Raw genomic sequence first — 18,656 nt, 5'->3', positions numbered from 1 at the left:
CATGAGCTACGCTCAACAACGCTGACACAGTGGGCAACCGGACTTCGCCCTGGAGTATTGTTATGGCGCCATTGAGAGTGGCTTGTGTGATCCCGACCTACAACGGACGCAAGGATCTGGTACGTCTGCTGGATTCACTGGCTGCGCAGACTGCCAGCTTCGATACGCTGATCGTGGACTCCAGTTCCTCGGATGGCACGCTGGAGCTGGCGCAAGCCCGATGTGCCAATGTGCTGCGCATCGACAGCAAGGATTTCAACCACGGCGGCACCCGGCAGATGATGGTCGATCTGCATCCCGACTATGACGTGTATGTCTTCATGACCCAGGATGCGTATGTTGAAGACATCAATGCCATCGCCAACCTTCTGCTGCCCTTCGCCGACCCGAAGGTCGGTGCGGTATGCGGGCGGCAGTTGCCGCACAAGGACGCCAACCTGCTGGCCCAGCATGCACGGCTGTTCAATTACCCGCCGACCTCGCAGATCAAGACCCTCGCCGATGCCGGCAAGCTGGGCATCAAGACGCCATTCATGTCCAACTCGTTTGCGGCCTATCGAGGCGAAGCGTTGCGAGCCATTGGCGGTTTCCCGCGGCATGTGATCCTTTCGGAAGACATGTACGTCACCGCGAAAATGCTTATCGATGGCTGGAAAGCGGCGTACGAAGGCTCGGCTGTATGCCGTCATTCGCACAATTACAGCTTGCGCGAAGAGTTTCGCCGTTACTTTGATATCGGCGTGTTCCAGGCCCGCGAAGCGTGGATCTACGAAACCTTTGGTGGCATTGGCGGCGAGGGCATGCGTTACGTCAAGTCCGAGCTGAAATTCCTCGGTCCCCGGCGAATCCTCTGGTGGCCTGTATCGTTCGTGCGTAATGCGCTGAAGCTGCTGGCCTACAAGCTGAGCCGGCAGGAAAAGCGCCTGCCGCGCGGCGTGAAGAAGAAGCTCGGCATGTACGCGCGCTACTGGGACAGCCCTTACGCCTGAGTCACGCCGCTGACCAGGCCTGCGGCGCATGAGTAGGTCAGCTTTTCGCGGCTTCTTCGTCCAGACGGTCTGCCTCGAACAGCTGCGCCAGGTCGGCCCTGGCTTCGCGGGCGGTCTGCAGGACTTTGGCGTCGTCGTCATACACCTCATGCTGAGCGGCCAGCACCTGTTCGTCGTGCCGCTTGAAGCGACTGATGCGCGCATCGGCCTGGGTTTCGCTGAGGCCCAGGCCCATGAGGGTCTGGCGACTCATTTCCAGGCTTGAGTAGAACGTTTCGCGAACCGCGTGAGCGCCCAGGTCCATCAACCGATGAACATGCTGGCGGTTACGTGCGCGGGCAATGATCTTCATGTGCGGATACAGCTTGCGGATCAGCTCGGCAGTCTTGATGTTGGTGTCGGGATCATCGGTTGCGATGACAAAGAATTCAGCCTCATCGACTTTGGCGGCACGCAGTATTTCCGGGCGCAGCGGGTCGCCATAGAAGACCGGGACATTGCCGAAGCTGCGGGAGAACTCGATGGACGCGACGGCGGTGTCCAGGGCGATGAAAGGAATCTTCTGCGCGCGCAGGATACGCGCGACGATCTGCCCCATACGGCCCATGCCGGCAATCACCACCCGTGGTTTGTCGGTCTGGATATCGCGGTACTCTTCCGGCACCTCGACAGGTTTGACCTTGGGTTTGATCCAGCGCGCCAGAGCAATGAACAGCAACGGCGTGATCGCCATCGACAAGGTGATGGTCAACACCAGCATGTCGTACAGCCCGGCCTCGAACAGCCCCTGAGCGCTGCCGATCTTGAACACCACAAAGGCAAATTCGCCGCCTGCGGCCAGTACCAGGCCCAACTGCAACGCGCTGCGGTTGTTGAGTTCGCCAAGGGTGCGACCGATCAGGAACAGCATCGGCAGCTTGATCGCGATCAGCAACAGCGTCAGGCCCAGCACGATCAGCGGCGAGCTGAGCAACAGGCCGACGTTGGCGCCCATGCCGACGCTGATGAAGAACAGCCCCAGCAATAATCCCTTGAACGGTTCGATCTGTGCTTCCAGTTCGTGACGGTACTCGGAGTCGGCCAGCAGCAGACCAGCGAGAAACGCGCCCAGCGCCATGGACACCCCGACCAGTTCCATCAGCCACGCCGTGCCTATCACCACCAGCAATGCCGTGGCGGTCGAGACTTCCTGGATTTTGGTCTTGGCGACGATACGGAACACCGGGCGCAGCAAATAGCGTCCGCCAATCACCACAATGGCAATGCTGCCCAGCACGCGCAGGCCGTGGTTGATGCTTTCGCCGGTGTCCATCGCGTGGTCAGCCCCGGCCAGAAACGGCACCATGGCAATCAGCGGGATCGCCGCAATGTCCTGAAACAGCAGAATCGCGAACGCCATCCTGCCGTGCGGGCTGTTCAGCTGCTTGCGTTCCGCCAGGCTCTGCAGGCCGAAGGCCGTGGACGACAGGGCAAGGCCCAGGCCCAGAATGACCGCCGTGTTCAGCGGCTGGCCGAAGGCAGCGAAGGCGACCCCGCCGATGATCAGGCCGGTCAAGAGCACCTGCGCCATGCCGACGCCAAACACGGATTTGCGCATGACCCATAAACGCTTTGGCGAAAGCTCGAGGCCAATGATGAACAGCAGCAGTACCACGCCAAGTTCGGAAATATGGCTGACGCTCTCGGTATCGCCGATCAGGCCCAGTACCGAAGGGCCGATGATCACGCCGGCGAACAAATAACCGATCACCGCGCCCAGCTTCAGCCGCTTGGCCAGCGGCACCGTCAGCACGGCGGCGAGCAGAAAAACCACTGCGACCTGCAGCAGGCTGCCTTCATGGGGCATGTAAAACTCCTTGGTAATAATTGAACACACTGTTGAAGCAGGGGCGGTATTAAAGCATGGGAGTTTTACACGGCAACGCGCATCGCGGCATGACGATAATCAACGTCGTTGATAGAACGTGCAGGAAAGGGTGCGCAGGAGAGTGAGAGGGAGGGTGACGATGCCATCCGTTGCGCATCGGCGTAAGATATGCCCGTAAACAGGCAGCGTCAGTTGCCGGCTCATGAGCATTCAGGAAACCGTTATGACCAACAAGCAGCGTTTGATTTACTCGATTCTGATCGCCCTCGGCGTTCTGGCGATCATGCTGGGCTTGTCGCATCTGCAAAACAGCGGTGCCATCACCGAAAAGACCTTTCAGTACATCGCCATCAGCGTGGCGGTGCTGGTGGTGATCCTCAACGGCATCATGCGTCGCAAGGTCAAGCGCTAAGCGCTGGTGACCGGTGCGACGAGGAGGCGGGGTTTACCGGGCGCTGTCCTTGCCGACTTCCCCCAGCCATTCCCGGGCGCGGGGATGCAGGCTGTAGGTCTTGTCGTCGTTGAGGTCGATCACGCCCTCGTCGCACAGTCGCTTGAGGACCTCGCGCACGCTCAGAAACGATAGCGGCACATCGAGCCTGAGCAACTGGCTGTGTACGCCGCGCACTCCCAGAGGGTGGCCTTCTTCGCTCGAGACCAGTAGCGCGTCGAGCACCTTGAGTCTGACCAGGCTGGTGCGCAGGCCAAAGCTTTTCAGAAGCATCCGGATGTGCTCGTTTCCGGGCCGCTCGGTCTCCAGAGCGGGCGACCGTGCCTGCGCAGCCACTGCGGTTTGCCGCAGCAGGGTGCGAGTCGTGATTCCTTGGCGATTGAACATCCGCAAACTCCTTTTCAGGCTTTTTAAACACTCTCAATTACTAAGACGAACGAGCTCGGCAAAACCTCAGTGATCGACGGAAAAAAATACGCGACCCAGTCTGTACAGGCTCGCTGCAGCATGGTGCGCTTGAGGTTAGATGAAGAATCGTCGGGAGTGAGAGGGGATTGTTCCGACGATGGGCGCAGCCGAATGGGCTACGCATCTGCAAGACCGCGAGTGCGATCAGCCTTTCGGTGTGTCGGCGGTGCGGCGGTTGAGTACCGGGTTGCCGTTCTGATTCTGCGTCACATACACCGGCAACACCTTGGGCAGAGAGCCTAGCAGGCTCGACAGATCGTGGGTGTTGTAACTTCCGCCCAGGCGCATGGCACCGGTGGCGCTGTCCGCCAGCAGAATGGGTGTTTGCAGGTAGCGATTGATCAGCGGCAGTGCCTGGCTGAGCGGCAGATCATTGAAGATCAGTTTGCCATTGCGCCACGCCAGGCTGGTATCGCGTGCTTCGGTCTGGCTGATCAGTGGAGCGTCGTCGCCCGCCTTGTAACTGGCCTGCATGCCGGAGGCGAGGGGGTGGCTCGAAGAAGGATGCGCACGATCAGCGTTGATCTGAACCGAACCCTCGACCAGCGTCACGCGTACCTGATCCTGATACATCCATACATTGAAGCGCGTGCCGGTGACCCTGATGCTGCCTGCGCCGGCATCGACCACAAAGGGGTGCGTGCTGTCGTGGCTGACCTCAAAGAACGCCTCGCCCTTTTTCAGCGTGACGCTGCGTCGATCCCGATAATTGGCATAGGTCAGCTCGGTACCCAGGTTCAGCTCGGCACGGCTGCCGTCCTCGAGCATGACCAGACGTGTGGCGGTATCGGCGTTGTAAGTCTCGTAGGCGTCAGGCAGCCAGCCTTGATGCCAGCCGACGTACCCGGCAATCGGCAGCGCCATGGCAACCACCGCTGCGGCTGCGGCCAGTTTCGCCCAGCGGCCACCGCGACGAGGTCGAACCTGATCAGGTCGGGCAGCCTGGGCTTGGCGCACAGGTGCCGGATTGAGCGGTTCGATTCGTCCGGTGATATCCCAGACCTCGAGCATGGCGTTGTATTCGACCGCATGCTGGGGGTGGGCCTTCAGCCATTGCTCGAATGCTTTTCGTTCGGCGGCGGTACAGTCTTCTGCATGCAGGCGCATGCACCAATGCGCAGCGGCATCGGTGATCGTGTCGTGTTCTGCATTGCTGAAAAGAGGGTCGCTCATCGGCGCTCCGGCCTATACCTTTGGCGCATTCTACCCTTTGATTTCAGGCAGAGAGAACATTTGCAGGCCGTTGCCCATCAAGGCGCTGCGTATTTTCTGGTGAATGCAAGCTGCTCTCATTGAAAACTCCCCGTCGCAGTCTGCCCGCTGCGATCAGGTTATTACCCTTGGGAGTGTCTTTGCACAACCCGCAGCGCTACTCTCGGGGCCTGCCTTCGCCTTGTAATTCTCGCTAGCGTTCTCGATCTACCGCCATGAACAGGAGTTTCAGATGCGCGCCAATTCTGCCGATCAGTCGACCCGGACCGTTTCCTTTGAGCAACTGACAGATCTGTTGCGCCGAATCTTCCTCGCCCATGGCACCAGCGCAGAGGTTGCCGAGGTGCTTGCCGAGAACTGCGCCAGCGCCCAGCGTGACGGCTCGCATAGCCATGGCATCTTTCGCATCCCCGGCTATCTGTCATCGCTGGCCAGCGGCTGGGTGAATGGCAAGGCTGTGCCGGTGGTCGAGGATGTCGGCGCTGCGTTTGTCCGGGTCGATGCCGGAGGCGGTTTTGCCCAGCCCGCACTGGCGGCGGCCAGAGCCCTGTTGATCGACAAGGCGCGCAGTGCCGGCATTGCGGTTCTGGCCATTCGCAACTCTCATCACTTCGCTGCGTTATGGCCGGATGTCGAGCCTTTCGCCGAACAGGGGCTGGTGGCCCTGAGCATGGTCAACAGCATGACCTGCGTTGTGCCACATGGTGCGCGTCAGCCCCTGTTTGGCACCAACCCGATTGCTTTCGCCGCGCCCCGTGCAGGCGGCGAACCCATTGTTTTCGACCTGGCGACCAGCGCCATCGCCCACGGTGATGTACAGATCGCCGCACGTGAAGGTCGACTGCTGCCGGCAGGCATGGGCGTCGATCGCGACGGCCAGCCCACTGAAGACCCGCGCGCCATTCTCGAGGGCGGCGCGTTATTGCCGTTCGGCGGGCACAAGGGCTCAGCACTGTCGATGATGGTCGAGCTGCTGGCCGCAGGGCTGACAGGGGGCAATTTCTCATTCGAATTCGACTGGTCTAAGCATCCCGGGGCACAGACACCCTGGACCGGTCAGTTGCTGATCGTCATCGATCCTGACAAGGGCAGTGGTCAGTCGTTTGCACAGCGCAGCGAGGAGCTTGTGCGGCAACTGCATGGAGCAGGGCAGGAGCGTCTGCCGGGGGATCGGCGTTATAGCGAGCGCGCGCAATCGATGGTGCACGGTATCAGCATCGTCGAGGCTGATCTGGAGCGTCTGCAGGCCTTGGCGGGTCATTGACCATTTACAAAATCACTGACCATTCGTCGCAACTGGTCTTGTATCAGCGCGCGGTTCAAAATACTGTATGCATGAACAGTAAAGAACGAATGAGGTCTGTCATGTCCCTTAAGTCAGCGCAAAGCCCGATTGCTCAACAACACCGTACGCTCTCTTCAGTCAACGAAATGCAGCGCGAGGATTTTCTCCGGCTGGCGGCCGGACTGCGCCAGTTCAATGCCTACGAGCCGGAGGTGTCGATCGTCATCGCGGCCGCCCGCGCGGGCGGCGAATACCGCCAGGCCAGCGCGATGGAATAACGTGGCTGATTGCAGCCACGGCGCGTCTCGGGTTGATTGTGAGTATACGTAACGTATATGCTTCATATATTCAACTTGAGGTGAATCATGGGCCTGGTAAAAATTTCCGAAAACATGCACGCCAATCTGCGCTCTGCCAGCGTTGCGCTCAGCCGCTCCATCAATGCGCAGGCCGAGCACTGGATGCGTGTCGGTATGCTCGCTGAACTGCACCCGGCGCTGGATTACAGCGAGATCTGCCAGATGCTGATCCGTCTCGAAAATGCCGGTGAGACCGTGCTGACCGCTTCGAACTTCAACGTCTCGGAGCCTTCAGCTTCCAGCCTGTCCAAGGCGGCCTCATGAGCAGCGCTATCGGCATCAAGACCGAACAGGATCTCGTGCAGTTGCGCATAGCCGGCAGACTGGCCGCCGATGTGCTTGCGATGATCACGCCTTACGTCAAGGCTGGTGTCAGCACCGAAGCGCTCGACGACATCTGCAATGAATACATCGTCAAAGAGCTGAAAGTGATTCCCGCGAACGTCGGCTATCACGGTTTTACCAAGACCACCTGCATCTCTCCGAATGCCGTGGTGTGTCATGGCATACCTTCTGCCACCGATATCCTCAAGGAAGGCGACATCGTCAACATTGATGTCGCGGTCATCAAGGATGGCTGGTACGGCGATACCAGCCGGATGTACCTGGTGGGTGAGGTCAGCCCTCTGGCCAGGCGTCTGGTCGAGACGACTTATGAGGCAACCCGCGCCGGTATCCATGCCGTGCGCCCTGGGGCAACCCTGGGTGATATCGGTTATGCCATCCAGAGCGTCGCTCATCGCGAAGGCTTCAGCGTGGTGCGCGAATATTGCGGACACGGCATCGGGCGCAAATACCATGAAGAGCCGCAGGTTCTGCACTACGGTGCGCAGGGCAAAGGCCTCAGGCTGAAACCCGGCATGGTGTTCACCATCGAGCCGATGATCAACGCAGGCAGGGCGGGCACCCGGACATTGCCGGATGGCTGGACGGTTCTGACCAGCGACCTCTCACTGTCTGCGCAGTGGGAGCATATGGTTGCCGTCACCTCGACCGGTTTCGAGCTGCTCACGCCGTGGCCTGATGGCACAGGCAACTACCCCGCCATCTGATCCAGGAGGGTCTGGCGATACATACGAACAATGGCCTTCTCGAAGGCCATTATTTTGTTGAAGAGGACGATGCTTCAGGCTTGTAGCGAAGACCTTCTCCAATGCACCTGCGTCACGCCAAAGCGCTTGGCCTGCAAGGTTGCGACGCTCATCGGGCCTGCGGATATATTACCGCTGACGGTCCCTACACCTGCATGCAGAGTCGCACAATGCAATGCGTCGCTCTGGCACAGTTGCTTTGCATGATGCAGAAAGCAGTAAGGTTGGCCATTGAACTGATAGTGAATTTCAAATTCCGTTTGATGATTCATCTTCCCTGCCTGCGAATGTGATGATCAGCCTGGCTGTTTTTGGCGTATGCGTGATAAGCAGCTTCCCGGTTACGCCCATGATTCTTGAGAGTAGACCGAGAATCTTAGCGTTCATGGCTTGAGTTAACAGTTGTCCGATGAGTGGTTTTGGATTCACTCAAGTGCATCAGTCAATGGCCGAGCAATCCATCCGTTTGAGGGCTCGGCCTTTGATCAAGCTTGGTTATTTACAAGACTTCAGGTCTACCGGGCCTACAAAATCATTACCACGTCCCATGACACAAGCGACCTGCTGGTTACGCTGGCGCTCCCATGCCTGGGGCGGATAGGTTTTGTCCCAGGCCTGATAGAGCTGTTGGTCCTGGCGCGAGAGACGCAAGTTGTACTGTTTGCTCATGTAGAAGTAGGTGCGCGCGATCATGCCGCGTATCGAGGGGCGAGGCATGACCTTTTTGGCTTTGAAATCCACCTGGGTCAGGCATGAACCGTACTGGCCCTTTTGCTCGGGTATCCAGCCAAAACTGAAGTTGCTGCGGTCACCGTTGACCTCGCCGATACTGGGCACCAGATTGTGCAGGTCTGCTTCGGCGCGTTTGTAGACAGCGTCAGTTCTTGTGCAGTTTTTGCGCCCGCCGTTCTGCCAGCATTGGCGCAGGTGGCCAATCTGCCAGGCAGGCACGATGTGTTCCCATTCAATACGACTGGCGCGTTTGGCGCTCTTGCGCGGCACATAGCCGCAGCCAGCGAGGTCGACCCGATTACCCGTGTATTTACAGCCGCAGTAAAACTCGGTCGACTGCGGCGCATACAGGCCCCAGGCAACTTTCTTGGCTTCGCTGAAGGTGCGCGGGGCTTGTGCCTGGGCGGCGAATGAGGCGGTGATGAGCAGGGTAGTGCAAAGCAGTGAGGAAAATCGAAACGTCATGCCGTCAGTCTTCCTTCGGCAACGTCCAGAAGATTTGCACGCCACCGTCGTCGCGCCAGGCGAGAGTGACATTATCGTTCTCGGCTATTTCTTCAAGCAGTTGCGCCCAGTCGTCTTCTGCCTCGTCCGGCTGACGAAAGAGCAGGGCAGCCCTGGATTTCTGCGCGGTGGGCGAGTTGATGATCTTCTGTACCCGCATGCCCATGCGCTCGTAAGGGCCGGGAGTGGAGGGGGTCGCTGCGCTTTGTTTTGCCACGGAAAAAGGTCCCTGAATATTGCTGTACGGGCATACAGTATTTGAGTGTCGGATCTTTCGCAACATCTATGTAAGATAAAGCGCTCGAAGTGGCACACTATTGCCTTGAAAAAAACCTGACGTTTCCGGAGTCACGCATGAATATCAAGTCACTGGCATTTCCGTTACTGGCCTCGGCAGTTGTGCTGCTGGCAGGCTGTTCCACGCCCTCGGTCGTCACGCTGCAAAACGGCACTCAGTATGTGACCAAAGACATGCCCAAGACCAAGACGCGCGACGGTTTCTACGAGTTCGAGGATATCTCCGGCAAGACAATCCGGATCAAGGCCGATGATGTGGCGACGGTCAAACCTGAAGAGTGAAACCCGACTGATCGTAACGCTCGTTCCCTGCGCTGGCGGGGACGGGCAGCTCGGGAAGATTTAATTTCCGGTGGATTGACAAAGGCTGCAGCTTTTTCCATAGTTCGCTCCTCGCAAACGTTTGCGCGGCGATGCCCGGCATCGATTCTGCGCCGTTCGCCCGAACAATAATCACAAGATCGGAGATGAACCCATGAAGCTGCCATTCGCTGGACGCCTTCTCGCTGTCGCCATGTTTGCTGCCGTCACGGCAGTCATGCCCCTCTCTACCGTCTATGCCCAGACGCCAGAAAAACCCAAGGTCGCACTGGTCATGAAGTCGTTGGCCAACGAGTTCTTCCTGACCATGGAAGACGGTGCCAAGGCCTACCAGAAAGAACACGCCACCGAATTCGACCTGATCTCCAACGGGATCAAGGACGAGTCCGACACGTCGGCGCAAATCCGCATCGTCGAACAGATGATCGCCTCCAACGTGAATGCGCTGGTGATCGCGCCCGCCGACTCCAAGGCGCTGGTACCGGTGCTCAAGAAAGCCACGGATGCCGGAATCAAGGTCGTCAACATCGACAACCAGCTCGATGTCGACGTGCTCAAAAGCAAGAACCTGCAAATCCCCTTCGTAGGGCCTGACAACCGCAAGGGGGCCAAGCTGGTGGGCGACTATCTGGCCAAGAAACTGACCGCTGGCGACGAGGTGGGCATTATCGAAGGTGTGTCGACCACCAATAACGCTCAGCAACGCACCGCCGGTTTCAAGGACGCCATGGACGAAGCGAAAATGAAAGTGGTGTCCACGCAGTCCGGTAACTGGGAAATCGACAAGGGCAACGCTGTGGCCTCGGCGATGCTCAACGAATACCCGAACCTGAAAGCCTTGCTGGCCGGCAATGACAGCATGGCACTGGGCGCCGTCTCTGCAGTGCGTGCGGCAGGCAAGGCTGGCAAGGTCATGGTCGTGGGCTACGACAACATCAATGCGATCAAGCCGATGCTCAAGGATGGCCGGGTTCTGGCCACGGCCGATCAGTACGCAGCCAAGCAGGCGGTCTTCGGCATCGAAGCTGCCCTCAAGCTGGTCAAAGGCGAGAAGGTCGATACCAACAACAAGGGCGTGATCGAAACGCCAGTTGAGCTCGTCACACAACCTTGATCCACGCCGTGTAAAGGTGCCCGTCCGCAGAGGACGGGCGCTGGGAGAAATGTATGTCAGCGTCTGCTCAGACAGCTGTTCTTTCGGTCAGTGGCATCGGCAAAACCTACGCACAGCCCGTACTCGGTGACGTCGACCTGACGTTGATGCGTGGCGAAGTGCTGGCCCTGACCGGGGAAAACGGTGCCGGTAAAAGCACCTTGTCGAAAATCATCGGCGGGCTGGTAACGCCTACCACCGGAAACATGGAATTCCAGGGCCAGCCTTATCAGCCGGCAAGTCGTACCCAGGCCGAAAAACTCGGCATTCGCATGGTCATGCAGGAACTCAACCTGCTGCCGACCCTGACCGTGGCCGAAAATCTGTTTCTTCACGACCTGCCACGCAGGGCCGGTTGGATCGACCGCAAGCGCTTGCGCGAAAACGCGACCGAGGCCATGGCTCAAGTGGGGCTGGACGCCATTGATCCCGACACGCTGGTCGGCGAATTGGGGATCGGCCACCAACAGATGGTCGAGATCGCCCGCAACCTGATCGGCGACTGTCACGTACTGATTCTCGACGAACCCACTGCCATGCTCACCTCGCGCGAAGTGGAAATGCTCTTCGAGCAGATCACCCGACTGCAGGCACGTGGCGTCTCGATCATCTACATATCCCATCGGCTTGAAGAGCTTGCCAGGGTGTCCCAGCGCATCGCCGTGCTGCGCGACGGCAAGCTGGTGTGTGTCGAGCCGATTGCCCGATACAACAGTGAGCAACTGGTGACCCTGATGGTCGGCCGTGAGCTCGGCGAGCATATCGACATGGGCGCCCGGCAGATTGGCGAGGTGGCGCTGTCGGTCAAAGGGCTAAGTCGCGCCGGCAAGGTTCAGGATGTGTCCTTCGACGTGCGTCGAGGTGAAATCTTCGGTATTTCCGGGCTGATCGGTGCCGGGCGTACCGAGTTGTTGCGCCTGATCTACGGTGCAGACGTCGCCGACAGTGGTCACATTGAAGTCGGAAGGCCGCTGCAGAAGGTCAGCATTCGCTCGCCATCCGACGCAGTGGAGCAGGGTATCGCGCTGATCACGGAAGACCGGAAGAGCGAAGGCCTGCTGATGTCGCAATCGATCAGCGCCAACATTGCGCTGGGCAACATGCATTCGATCTCCAGCGCGGGCTTGGTCAACAGCGACGATGAGCTGAAACTGGCGCAGCGCCAGGTGGCGGCCATGCGCATTCGCAGTTCCAGTCCGGGCCAATTGGTCTCCGAGCTGTCGGGTGGCAATCAGCAGAAAGTGGTGATCGGTCGCTGGCTGGAGCGTGACTGCACGGTGATGCTGTTCGACGAGCCGACACGGGGCATCGACATCGGTGCCAAGTTCGATATCTACGCGCTGCTGGCCGAACTGACCCGTCAGGGCAGGGCGCTGGTGGTGGTTTCCAGTGATCTGCGCGAGCTGATGCTGATCTGTGATCGTATCGGCGTGCTGTCTGCCGGTCGCCTGATCGACACGTTCGAGCGCGACAGCTGGACCCAGGACCAATTGCTGGCCGCTGCCTTCGCCGGTTATCAGAAACGTGACGCGCTGCTCAATGATGCGGCGCCCAGGAACGACTCATGAAAAATACTCCTTCTCCGACGCTGACCGCGCCGGTCCGTCGCGGCGGCAACTACCTTGGCCTCGGTACCTACATCGGGCTGGCCGGCGCGTTGCTGGTGATGATCGTGCTGTTCTCGCTGCTCAGCGATCACTTCCTGTCCTACCAGACCTTCAGCATGCTGGCTAACCAGATCCCGGACCTGATGGTGCTGTCGGTCGGCATGACGCTGATCCTCATCATCGGCGGCATCGACCTGTCGGTCGGCTCGGTGCTGGCCCTGGCGGCTTCGGCGGTCAGTGTGGCAATCCTCGGCTGGGGCTGGAGCGTGTTTCCGGCGGCGTTGCTGGGCATTGCCTGTGCGACGCTGGCGGGTACGATCACCGGTTCGATTACGGTCGCCTGGCGCATCCCTTCGTTCATCGTGTCTCTGGGCGTGCTGGAAATGGCCCGTGGCGCGGCCTATCAGATGACCAATTCGCGTACCGCCTACATCGGTGATTCGTTCGCCTGGCTGTCCGATCCGATTGCCTTTGGCATTGCGCCGTCCTTCATCATCGCGTTGCTGATCATCTTCGTCGCTCAGGCGGTACTGACCCGCACCGTTTTCGGTCGCTACCTGATCGGCATCGGCACCAACGAAGAGGCCGTGCGTCTGGCGGGTATCAATCCCAAACCTTACAAGATTCTGGTGTTTTCGCTGATGGGGCTGCTGGCCGGTGTTGCGGCACTGTTCCAGATATCCAGGCTGGAAGCGGCCGACCCTAATGCCGGTGCCGGGCTTGAACTGCAGGTCATTGCGGCCGTGGTGATTGGCGGCACCAGCCTGATGGGCGGACGCGGTTCGATCATCAGCACCTTTTTCGGTGTGCTGATCATTTCCGTGCTGGCAGCAGGCCTGGCGCAGATCGGTGCGACCGAGCCGACCAAGCGGATCATCACCGGTGCGGTGATCGTGATCGCTGTGGTGCTGGACACCTATCGCAGCCATCGGGCTCGGCGCCAGGGCTGATATGGCAACCATCAAGGATGTCGCGGCCCTGGCGGGGATCTCGTACACCACGGTTTCCCACGTGTTGAACAAGACCCGGCCGGTGAGCGAGCCGGTCAGGCTCAAGGTTGAAGCCGCCATTGCACAGCTCGATTATGTGCCCAGTGCAGTGGCGCGTTCGCTGAAGGCCAAGACCACCTCGACCATTGGCTTGTTGATTCCCAACGGCATGAACCCGTATTTTGCAGAGCTGGCGCGGGGCATCGAGGATTACTGCGAGCGCAATGGTTTTTGCGTGATCCTCTGCAACTCCGATGACAATCCGGAGAAACAGCGTGGCTATCTGCGCGTGCTGCTGGAAAAGCGCGTGGACGGTCTGATTGTTTCTTCAGTGGGTAGCGACGCCGGTATTGCAGGTGGTCTTGCCGAGGTCCGTACGCCGCTGGTGATCGTTGACCGGGAACTGGACGGTATCGATGCCGACATGATCCGCATCGACCATGAGCAGGGCGCTTATCTGGCGACTCGGCACTTGCTGGACCTGGGGCATCGCGCCATTGCCTGTATCGGCGGGCCAGTTCACAGCACAGTGGCCGAGATGCGTCTGGCGGGTTATCGGCGCGCCCTGCAGCAGGCGTCCGTTCAGGTCCGGGCCGACTGGGCGCTGCACAGTGAGTTCACCAGTTCTGCCGGTCATGAGGCCGCGTGCCAGCTGCTGGCAGAACGCCTGCCGACGGCGATTTTTGCCGGCAACGACGTGATTGCCATCGGCGTGCTGCGCGCCGCCGCCGAGCGCTTGATTCGCGTGCCTCAGGACCTGTCGGTGATTGGTTTCGATGATATCCAGATGAGTCGCTACGTTTATCCGGCGCTCACCACCGTGGGGCAGTCGATCATGCAACTGGGCGAAACCGCTGCAGAAATGCTGCTGAGCAGAATCGCCACACCCCATGGGCTTCCTGCCGAAAAAAGACTCGTGACGCCCAGCGTCGTGGTGCGCGAGTCCACGGCAGCGCCAAACATTTTGTCCAACGAATGACGCGCACGTACAGCAACGGATTAATGAGCCATGCAAGCAAAAATAGTGATAGTGGGCAGTCTGAACATGGATCTGGTCATCCGCGCCCAGCGTTTGCCGCGTCCCGGCGAGACCTTGAGTGGGGAAACATTCGACACCGTGCCGGGCGGCAAGGGCGCGAATCAGGCGGTCGCTGCGGCACGTCTGGGCGCCAGCGTGGCGATGATCGGTTGTGTCGGGGCCGATGCCTACGGCGAGCAACTTCGCGCAGCGCTACTGGCCGAGCAGATTGATTGCCAGGCGGTGACCGTCGTTGAGGGCGTGTCCACCGGTATCGCCTCGATCGTGGTCGACGCCAACAGTCAGAACGCCATTGTCATCGTGGCCGGTGGCAATGGTCGGCTCAGTCCAGCATTGATCGAGCGCTTCGACACGCTGCTGGCGGATTCACAAATCGTCATCTGCCAGCTCGAAGTGCCGACCGAGACCGTTTTCCATACCTTGGCCCGCGCCCGTGAGTTGGGCAAGATCGTCATTCTCAATCCTGCGCCGGCCAGCGAGCCCTTGCCGGCAAACTGGTATGCCCTGATCGACTACCTGATACCCAACGAAAGCGAAGCGCAGACCCTGACCGGTGTGAACGTTGACTCACCGGCGGCCGCTGAAAACGCGGCTTCTGCGATGCTGACGGCCGGCGCGCGCAATGTGATCATTACCCTCGGCGAGCGCGGAACCCTGTTCGCCAATGCGTCTGGGATGGAGCATATTCCAGCGCGTCGTGTGCAGGCCGTGGACACCACCGCTGCAGGTGATACCTTTGTCGGCGGTTTTGCGGCGGCGCTGTCCGCAGGCCATGACCAATTGCAGGCAATTCGTTTCGGTCAGGCTGCGGCGGCCATCTCCGTCACCCGAGCGGGTGCCCAGCCGTCCATCCCGACGTTTGAGGAAGTACAGGAATTCAATTCGCTATGAAAAAGACCCCGCTACTCAATATTGCCCTGTCCCGCGTGATTGCATCGCTGGGTCACGGTGACATCCTGATGATCGTCGACGCCGGCATGCCAGTACCGGCAGGCGTCGAACTGATCGACCTCGCGCTGACCCGCGGTGTGCCGGATTTCATCAGTGTGCTGGATGTCGTGCTGAGTGAAATGCAGGTTGAAAGCCATGTGCTGGCCAGCGAAATGGCCGAGGTCAAGCCACCTGCGCTGCAGGTGATCGAAAGCCTGAATCTCGACGACCAGTTGGGGCAACAACGCTGGATAAGCCATGAAGACCTCAAGGTCTTGAGTCGCAAAGCCAAGGCAATCATCCGTACCGGAGAATGTCAGCCGTACAGTAATGTGGCGCTGGTGTCCGGAGTCGTCTTCTAGGCTATGTGCAAAAAGTGGCTGCGCTCGGTGATACTGCGTTAAAAACAGGCTCGTGCGCGAGTCCGATCAGAATGCTCATTTACAACACGTAGAGTCGAGCGCGACCCCGGCCGGTCCTCGCCTGTTTTTGCCTTGCCTGACCTTCGCTCGCCGACTTTTCGCAAAAAGCCTAGTTATTCAAGAAAGGGAGTTTCATATGACATTGATACAGTTTTCCAGACAGTTCATTCGTGGAGCGTTGCTCTTGTCCATTCTCGGTACTGCTGCTGTACAGGCGGCTGAAAAGCGCGATCTGATCATCGATACCGATCCAGGTGCGGACGACGTCGTTGCGTTGTTGCTGGCGTTGGCGTCACCTGAAGAGCTCAACGTGATGGCTATCACCACGGTGGCCGGCAATGTGCGGCTCGACAAGACCTCGCGCAACGCCAGGCTGGCGCGGGAGTGGGCCGGGCGCGAAGAGGTGCCTGTGTATGCCGGTGCGCCCAAGCCGCTGGTGCGTACACCGATCTATGCCGAGAACGTTCACGGTCAGGAAGGTTTGCCGGGTGTGCCCGTGCATGAACCCGCCAAGGGGCTGGCCGAAGGCAATGCCGTCGATTACCTCATTCGCACCCTGAGCAAGGCCAAGCCGCACAGCATCACCATCGCCATGCTCGGCCCGCAGACCAACCTGGCGCTGGCGCTGGTGCAGGCTCCGGAAATCACCCAGGGCATCAAGGAAGTGGTGGTCATGGGCGGCGCGCATTTCAACGGCGGTAATATCACTCCGGTTGCCGAATTCAATCTGTTCGCCGACCCGCACGCCGCGCAGATCGTTCTGGCCAGTGGTGTGAAGCTGACGTACGTGCCGCTGGATGTGACCCACAAGATTCTCACCAGCGAACAGCGCCTCAAGCAGATCGCCGCATTGGGCAACAATGCTGGCAAGCTGGTGGACGGCATTCTCAATGAATACGTCAAGCTGGACATGGAGCATTACGGTTTGCCCGGCGGACCGGTACACGATGCCAGCGTGATTGCCTGGCTGCTCAAGCCCGAGTTGTTTTCCGGAAGGCAGATCAACGTGGCGGTAGACACTCGTGAAGGGATCGGTTTCGGTCAGACAGTGGCCGACTGGTACGGCACACTCAAGCAGCCGCAGAACGTATTCTGGGTCGAGAACGGCGACGCTCAGGGGTTCTTCGATCTGCTGACCGAGCGTCTGGCGCGTCTCAAGTAATCCCGCATCCTGAAGCCGCGTGTCAGGCGGGCAGTCCCGCTGCGGCATAGCGGCTCAGCACCTGGCTGATGAAGGCACGGGCACCCTCGGTGCCCAGTTCCTTGATCAGCAGGTCGACTGCGATGATCATCAGTTCTTCCGGGTTCCCCGGGCTGTGCGAGCAGTGGCCCTGAGGCCATCTGGCCTTGATGTCCGCGTCTAGGGTTATGGCTGTCATGTCTGTCTGATCTCCAGTGAAGGGTCACGCACACGTTGCTCGCTTCCCGGCGCTTGTGTCTCTGGCAGTAAACCATCCCGCGCGTATTTTGACACTTCTACTTACATATGATCCTGATAGCCCGGTTCAATGAACTCCGGCGATAAACGTTTTGTGACGATTTCCTCGCGCGTCCTGTGTCATGCCAAGGCAGACTCCCGTTCCAGACAGATCAACAGGTTACGCAATGCATCTCGGTCGGATCGTGCAACCAACGCGTCCAGGCGCGGTCGGACAGGTCTGGAAATGTTCATTGGCAGAGGAGGGTGTATGCCCCGGAAATTCGCAACATTGGGTTTTATGGTCGTGGCTTCATTGATGGCAGGCTGCAGCAGTACGGCTTCTGATAGCAGTGCCAGTGCTGAAGCGCCCGTCAAGGCCGACGCGCCAGCCAGCAACGCGATACCTGGCCGCTGTGATGCAGGACTTGCCCAGTTCGCCATTGGCAAGCAGGCGTCCATAGACCTCCTTTCTCAAGTCCGCGCCCGTTCCGGCTCGCAGGATGCGCGCATTCTCGGTCCTGACGACATGGTCACGCTGGAATACCGATCCGAGCGGGTAAACGTCAATACCGATGCTTCGGGTAAGGTCACCCGGATCAATTGCGGCTGAGTCGGTACTTTCTTTTACGCATAAAAAAACCCCGTCAGTGACGGGGTTTTTTTGTGTCAGGTGAATCAGGCCACCTGAACTTCTTCTGCCTGCATGCCTTTCTGGCCTTTAGCAGCAACAAAAGTAACGGTCTGGCCTTCTTTCAGGCTTTTGAAACCGTCGCTCTGGATTGCTTTGAAGTGTACGAACAGGTCGTCACCGCCACCTTGTGGAGTGATAAAGCCGAAGCCTTTTTCATCGTTGAACCATTTTACGGTGCCGGTTTGGCGATTAGACATGGTGTATCTCCAGAAACATAATTTTCAGTAACGTGCTGCTCAGGCCAACTGGGCACACCGGGCTATCATAGTCGAAATGGGCAAAAAAACAGCTATTAAGGTGGGCGCTTTGCGTAAAGGTCCCGTATATGCAGTTCACCATACTCTGCAAACCGCCCTCCGAGGTGCCAGACCCAGTACAGAACAGGCTTTACCAATGGCGCTTAAAGCCATGATTTCAATGGCTTTCAGAAGAGCCGGGGCCAACTGCTATCAGTGCTTGGCACGTGCGTTTTACCCCGGCTGAAAAAAATGATTATTTTGTCGCTGTGCAGTTCTCTGCGACCAGTTTTTGCAGTTTTGCCGTCAATGCAGCGGGAGGTGCTGCCTTGGTGTCCTTGAGCGAGGCTATTTCCTTGTCGGTGAAATGACTGTCCACCTGTTTTGCACCGCATTCGCAGTGAGTCGCGGCGGTCTTGTCATTCAGCCCCTGTTTCTTGGCCGCAGCCACGCATTCCTGAGTGAAGGTAGTGCGTGTCGCTCCGTCCATCGCGGCGTGAGCACCCAGCGGGATGAGGGCGGCGCTGCAGACGAGAAGGCTGGTCAGGCGTGAAAACTTCATGGTGTTCTCCTTAATTGCTGGAAAAAACGTT

At 59.0% G+C, this 18,656-nt stretch carries 24 protein-coding genes; 15 read left to right on the top strand and 9 right to left on the bottom strand.

The genetic code is table 11. The features are described from left to right. The first annotated feature begins 62 nt into the window (after window positions 1-62). Window positions 63-989, top strand: coding sequence for a glycosyltransferase (locus tag LIX91_RS08945; protein ID WP_103695382.1), 927 nt, complete (start codon window positions 63-65; stop codon window positions 987-989). Between the two features lie 37 nt (window positions 990-1,026). Here the strand turns inward: LIX91_RS08945 and LIX91_RS08940 are convergent, their stop codons facing one another. After that, entirely contained in the window at window positions 1,027-2,835 is a 1,809-nt protein-coding gene (locus LIX91_RS08940) for a monovalent cation:proton antiporter-2 (CPA2) family protein (protein ID WP_226488366.1), read from the bottom strand. Window positions 2,836-3,079: 244 nt separating this feature from the next. Here LIX91_RS08940 and LIX91_RS08935 point away from each other — a divergent pair, with 244 nt between their 5' ends. Then, a complete protein-coding gene (locus tag LIX91_RS08935) occupies window positions 3,080-3,268 on the top strand; it encodes a hypothetical protein (protein ID WP_003393013.1) in 189 nt (62 codons plus the stop codon). Window positions 3,269-3,301: 33 nt separating this feature from the next. Here the strand turns inward: LIX91_RS08935 and LIX91_RS08930 are convergent, their stop codons facing one another. Together LIX91_RS08930 and LIX91_RS08925 are read right to left on the bottom strand one after the other, a co-directional pair. Next, a complete protein-coding gene (locus tag LIX91_RS08930) occupies window positions 3,302-3,694 on the bottom strand; it encodes a Fe2+/Zn2+ uptake regulation protein (RefSeq protein ID WP_226488365.1) in 393 nt (130 codons plus the stop codon). 225 nt (window positions 3,695-3,919) lie between these two features. Further along, window positions 3,920-4,948: a FecR family protein gene (locus LIX91_RS08925; RefSeq protein ID WP_003416215.1), complete on the bottom strand. Its 1,029-nt coding sequence runs from the start codon at window positions 4,946-4,948 to the stop codon at window positions 3,920-3,922. Between the two features lie 271 nt (window positions 4,949-5,219). Between LIX91_RS08925 and LIX91_RS08920 the strand changes: the two genes are divergently transcribed. The 4 genes from LIX91_RS08920 to map all read left to right on the top strand — a co-directional run bounded on the left by LIX91_RS08920 (window position 5,220) and on the right by map (window position 7,683). After that, the gene (locus LIX91_RS08920) at window positions 5,220-6,251 is read left to right on the top strand and encodes an Ldh family oxidoreductase (RefSeq protein ID WP_226488364.1); all 1,032 of its coding nucleotides are present in this window, start codon (window positions 5,220-5,222) and stop codon (window positions 6,249-6,251) included. Window positions 6,252-6,352: 101 nt separating this feature from the next. After that, a complete protein-coding gene (locus LIX91_RS08915; protein WP_003416217.1) occupies window positions 6,353-6,550 on the top strand; it encodes a hypothetical protein in 198 nt (65 codons plus the stop codon). 87 nt (window positions 6,551-6,637) lie between these two features. Next, window positions 6,638-6,895: a ParD-like family protein gene (locus tag LIX91_RS08910; protein ID WP_003346037.1), complete on the top strand. Its 258-nt coding sequence runs from the start codon at window positions 6,638-6,640 to the stop codon at window positions 6,893-6,895. After that, the gene (gene map / locus LIX91_RS08905) at window positions 6,892-7,683 is read left to right on the top strand and encodes a type I methionyl aminopeptidase (RefSeq protein ID WP_003416218.1); all 792 of its coding nucleotides are present in this window, start codon (window positions 6,892-6,894) and stop codon (window positions 7,681-7,683) included. Before LIX91_RS08910 ends, map begins: the two co-directional genes overlap by 4 nt. A 74-nt stretch (window positions 7,684-7,757) precedes the next feature. Here the strand turns inward: map and LIX91_RS08900 are convergent, their stop codons facing one another. From LIX91_RS08900 to LIX91_RS08890, 3 genes are all read right to left on the bottom strand, one after another. After that, window positions 7,758-7,994, bottom strand: a complete 237-nt coding sequence (locus LIX91_RS08900; RefSeq protein WP_032698234.1) for a DUF6555 family protein — start codon at window positions 7,992-7,994, stop codon at window positions 7,758-7,760. Between the two features lie 223 nt (window positions 7,995-8,217). Continuing rightward, a complete protein-coding gene (locus LIX91_RS08895; RefSeq protein WP_003416219.1) occupies window positions 8,218-8,919 on the bottom strand; it encodes an endonuclease in 702 nt (233 codons plus the stop codon). Window positions 8,920-8,923: 4 nt separating this feature from the next. Further along, window positions 8,924-9,175 carry a DUF1654 domain-containing protein gene (locus LIX91_RS08890; protein ID WP_003416220.1) on the bottom strand — a complete coding sequence of 84 codons (252 nt, stop codon included), beginning with the start codon at window positions 9,173-9,175 and terminating at the stop codon, window positions 8,924-8,926. Window positions 9,176-9,312: 137 nt separating this feature from the next. Here LIX91_RS08890 and LIX91_RS08885 point away from each other — a divergent pair, with 137 nt between their 5' ends. From LIX91_RS08885 to LIX91_RS08850, 8 genes are all read left to right on the top strand, one after another. Then, entirely contained in the window at window positions 9,313-9,537 is a 225-nt protein-coding gene (locus LIX91_RS08885) for a YgdI/YgdR family lipoprotein (RefSeq protein ID WP_003315580.1), read from the top strand. A 193-nt stretch (window positions 9,538-9,730) separates the two neighbouring features. Next, the gene (locus tag LIX91_RS08880; RefSeq protein WP_003416221.1) at window positions 9,731-10,690 is read left to right on the top strand and encodes a sugar ABC transporter substrate-binding protein; all 960 of its coding nucleotides are present in this window, start codon (window positions 9,731-9,733) and stop codon (window positions 10,688-10,690) included. Window positions 10,691-10,743: 53 nt separating this feature from the next. Beyond that, window positions 10,744-12,297, top strand: a complete 1,554-nt coding sequence (locus LIX91_RS08875) for a sugar ABC transporter ATP-binding protein (RefSeq protein ID WP_226488363.1) — start codon at window positions 10,744-10,746, stop codon at window positions 12,295-12,297. Next, window positions 12,294-13,286, top strand: coding sequence for an ABC transporter permease (locus tag LIX91_RS08870; RefSeq protein WP_003416223.1), 993 nt, complete (start codon window positions 12,294-12,296; stop codon window positions 13,284-13,286). Before LIX91_RS08875 ends, LIX91_RS08870 begins: the two co-directional genes overlap by 4 nt. A 1-nt stretch (window position 13,287) precedes the next feature. Then, window positions 13,288-14,304 carry a LacI family DNA-binding transcriptional regulator gene (locus tag LIX91_RS08865; RefSeq protein WP_004410165.1) on the top strand — a complete coding sequence of 339 codons (1,017 nt, stop codon included), beginning with the start codon at window positions 13,288-13,290 and terminating at the stop codon, window positions 14,302-14,304. 30 nt (window positions 14,305-14,334) lie between these two features. Further along, complete coding sequence (gene rbsK / locus LIX91_RS08860) at window positions 14,335-15,255, top strand: ribokinase (RefSeq protein WP_103751059.1); 921 nt, start codon at window positions 14,335-14,337, stop codon at window positions 15,253-15,255. Further along, on the top strand, window positions 15,252-15,656 hold the full coding sequence (gene rbsD / locus LIX91_RS08855) for a D-ribose pyranase (RefSeq protein ID WP_003320864.1): 405 nt from the start codon (window positions 15,252-15,254) through the stop codon (window positions 15,654-15,656). The genes rbsK and rbsD overlap by 4 nt, the downstream gene beginning before the upstream one ends. A gap of 196 nt (window positions 15,657-15,852) precedes the next feature. Next, on the top strand, window positions 15,853-16,878 hold the full coding sequence (locus LIX91_RS08850) for a nucleoside hydrolase (protein ID WP_003319093.1): 1,026 nt from the start codon (window positions 15,853-15,855) through the stop codon (window positions 16,876-16,878). 22 nt (window positions 16,879-16,900) lie between these two features. On the opposite strand, the gene LIX91_RS08845 is transcribed toward LIX91_RS08850, so the two are convergent. Next, entirely contained in the window at window positions 16,901-17,095 is a 195-nt protein-coding gene (locus tag LIX91_RS08845) for a hypothetical protein (RefSeq protein ID WP_011267467.1), read from the bottom strand. Window positions 17,096-17,404: 309 nt separating this feature from the next. Between LIX91_RS08845 and LIX91_RS08840 the strand changes: the two genes are divergently transcribed. Then, window positions 17,405-17,746, top strand: coding sequence for a lipoprotein (locus LIX91_RS08840; protein WP_011267468.1), 342 nt, complete (start codon window positions 17,405-17,407; stop codon window positions 17,744-17,746). Window positions 17,747-17,811: 65 nt separating this feature from the next. Here the strand turns inward: LIX91_RS08840 and LIX91_RS08835 are convergent, their stop codons facing one another. Beyond that, window positions 17,812-18,024: a cold-shock protein gene (locus LIX91_RS08835; RefSeq protein ID WP_003315566.1), complete on the bottom strand. Its 213-nt coding sequence runs from the start codon at window positions 18,022-18,024 to the stop codon at window positions 17,812-17,814. Window positions 18,025-18,319: 295 nt separating this feature from the next. Further along, the gene (locus LIX91_RS08830; RefSeq protein ID WP_003416229.1) at window positions 18,320-18,625 is read right to left on the bottom strand and encodes a hypothetical protein; all 306 of its coding nucleotides are present in this window, start codon (window positions 18,623-18,625) and stop codon (window positions 18,320-18,322) included. Window positions 18,626-18,656 lie beyond the last annotated feature (31 nt).

The organism is Pseudomonas sp. B20, assembly GCF_020515755.1.
GTDB classification, from domain to species: domain Bacteria; phylum Pseudomonadota; class Gammaproteobacteria; order Pseudomonadales; family Pseudomonadaceae; genus Aquipseudomonas; species Aquipseudomonas syringae.
This window is presented reverse-complemented; position numbering and strand designations above follow the sequence as displayed.